Source organism: Janibacter sp. CFPM2_SD2 (assembly GCF_057364645.1).
The window spans coordinates 1-2241 of the sequence record NZ_JBNFOF010000301.1; the positions used below are offsets into that span (position 1 = coordinate 1).

Annotated in this window: 5 protein-coding genes; all 5 read right to left on the reverse strand. The window is 73.8% G+C overall.

Annotated features, from left to right (window positions below; all coding sequences use genetic code 11):
* Window positions 1–461: PfkB family carbohydrate kinase (locus tag AC2W7J_RS17615; protein ID WP_485984005.1), on the reverse strand; the 461-nt coding region annotated here is incomplete at its 3' end.
* Window positions 458–946, reverse strand: coding sequence for a DeoR/GlpR family DNA-binding transcription regulator (locus tag AC2W7J_RS17620; protein ID WP_485984006.1), 489 nt, complete (start codon window positions 944–946; stop codon window positions 458–460). The genes AC2W7J_RS17620 and AC2W7J_RS17615, both read right to left, overlap by 4 nt.
* The gene (locus AC2W7J_RS17625; protein ID WP_485984008.1) at window positions 868–1275 is read right to left on the reverse strand and encodes a DeoR family transcriptional regulator; all 408 of its coding nucleotides are present in this window, start codon (window positions 1273–1275) and stop codon (window positions 868–870) included. Before AC2W7J_RS17625 ends, AC2W7J_RS17620 begins: the two co-directional genes overlap by 79 nt.
* 108 nt (window positions 1276–1383) lie before the next feature.
* Window positions 1384–1842, reverse strand: a complete 459-nt coding sequence (locus tag AC2W7J_RS17630) for a PTS sugar transporter subunit IIA (protein ID WP_427801392.1) — start codon at window positions 1840–1842, stop codon at window positions 1384–1386.
* Window positions 1839–2072, reverse strand: coding sequence for a PTS sugar transporter subunit IIB (locus tag AC2W7J_RS17635; RefSeq protein ID WP_255184232.1), 234 nt, complete (start codon window positions 2070–2072; stop codon window positions 1839–1841). The genes AC2W7J_RS17630 and AC2W7J_RS17635 overlap by 4 nt, the downstream gene beginning before the upstream one ends.
* Window positions 2073–2241 lie beyond the last annotated feature (169 nt).

Genomic DNA, 2241 nt, shown 5'->3' on the forward strand with positions numbered 1-2241 from the left:
AGACCGGCGAGCAGGTCGGCCGCGCGCCGGCGGCGAGCGCACCGCACCCCGACGACCCACACCGGCTCGCCTCCCGCCGACCGGACGGCGTCGGCGACGGCCTCGAGGAGGGCACGGACCTCACCTTTGTCCAGGGTCGGGCCGGGCTCGTTGAGCTTGGTCGTCGTGCCGTCGGGCTCGACCGCGGTGACGTTGAGCCGCACCGAACCGGCCACCGGGACCCCACGGCGGCGCACGCCGGCGGCGTCGAGGAGCTCTGCCATGAGGTTGCCCTCGGGCCCGCCCTCGGGGAGCACGGCCAGGGTCGGCGAGCCCTGTGCCGTCAGGGCCCGGGAGACGTTGACCCCCTTGCCGCCGGGGTCGATCCGGCTGGCGGTGGCGCGGTTGACCTGGCCGCGCCGCAGCGCGGCCAGGTCGACGGTGCGGTCGATGCTCGGGTTGGGGGTGAGCGTGATGATCATGCGCGTGCGACCGCCATGCCCTCGGCGCCGAGCTCGGCGGCGGTCTCGTCGTCGAGCCCGTCGTCGGTGACGAGCAGGTCGATCGTCGCCGTGTCGGCGAAGCGGTGGAAGTGGTCGTCGCCCGCCTTCGAGGAGTCGGCGACGACGACGACGAGCCGGGCAGCGGCGACCATGGCCCGCTTGGCATCGGCCTCGGACTGGTCGGGCGTCGTCATGCCGCGGGCGCTCGAGTAGCCGTTGGTGCCGACGAAGGCGACGTCGACGCACACGTCGGCGAGGGCAGAGGTCAGCCAGGTGCCGACCGTCGTCCCGGTGCGACCGCGCACCCGGCCGCCGAGCACGTAGAGCTCGGTGTGCTCGTGCGGCCGGAGGAGGACGGCGACGTCGACGGAGCTCGTGACGACGGTCAGGCCGGGGCGGTCCGGGAGCAGCTGTGCGAGCGCGAGGGTCGTCGACCCGCCGTCGACGAGCACGGTCCCCTCCACGGGGAGCTCATCGAGGGCGCGGGCGGCGATGCGGCGCTTGACCTGAGAGTGCGACCGGAGCGGGTGGCCAGCGGCGGCTCGACCTCGAGGCGCTCGACCGGCAGCGCGCCGCCGTGCACCCGACGCAGGCCGCCGCGGCGCTCGAGGGCGGTGAGGTCACGTCGGATGGTCTCGGTCGTCACCGACAGCTCGTCGGCGAGGGCGACGACCTCGACCCGGCCGTGCGTGCGCGCGATCTCGAGGATGCGCTGCTGCCGCTCGGGTGCGTACATCGAGTGGACTCCCTCGTCCTGCCGGGCGCCCCAGGCGCCGGTGCCGGTGGTGAACACGACCCACCGTAGAAGACGAAACAACACAAGTAAAGGGATAGTCACATGTGTTTGTGTTGGGCGCAGCGCACGCCCGCTCGCCGGGCCACCCGGCCGGCGGGACGGGGCTCAGGCGAGACGGAAGAGCAGGTCGCCCGTGACGACCTCGGTCGGCGCGGCGGACAGATCGAGGGAGTCGGCCGGCACGTCGAGGACGACGACGGGCACTTGGCGCGAGATCGCTTGCCCCGCAACCTCGCCCGGCAGCGCGGCGGGATCCCACGTGATCATCGGGTCGCCGGCGGCGACGGTCGCGCCCTGCTCGACGTGGACGGCGAAGCCGGCGCCCTCGAGCTTGACGGTGTTGATCCCGAGGTGGACGAGCACGCCGGCCCCCTCCCCCACGACGACGAAGGCGTGGGGGTGGACCTTCATGACCGTGCCGGCGATCGGGGCGACGACCGTCGTCTCGCCGTCGGGCGGGTCGAGCACGAGCCCGGGCCCGACGAGCTGCTGGGCGAAGACCTCGTCGACGCACGCCGTCATCGGCAGGACGGCACCGGCGCTGGGGGCGAGCACCTCGCTCACATCAGGTCCTCGATGTCCTCGGCCAGGGTGTCGGCCTCGGGACCGACGACGACCTGCACGACCGTGCCCTGGGCCATGACGCCGTGCGCGCCGGCGGCCTTGAGCGCGGCCTGGTCGACCTTCGAGCCGTCGTTGACCTCGGTCCGCAGCCGGGTGATGCACGGCTCGATCTCGACGACGTTGTCCGCGCCGCCGAGGGCGGCGAGGATCTGCTCTGCCTTGCTGGCCATGGGGGTTCCTCTCGTGGGGTGGGTGGGGATCAGTGTGTGTCGGTGCGGGTGACCTTGGCCAGACCGCGGGGGCTGTCGGGGTCGCGCCCGAGGGCGCGCGCGAGCGCTCGACGAGCAGCGCGAGGACGACGAGCCCGATCGGCGCGAGCGGCTCGGCAGGTCGGGCCCG

Bases quoted from the DNA above. Each gene is read 5' to 3' on its own strand.
- AC2W7J_RS17635 (WP_255184232.1), bottom strand. From the start codon at position 2,072: ATGGCCAGCAAGGCAGAGCAGATCCTCGCCGCCCTCGGCGGCGCGGAC.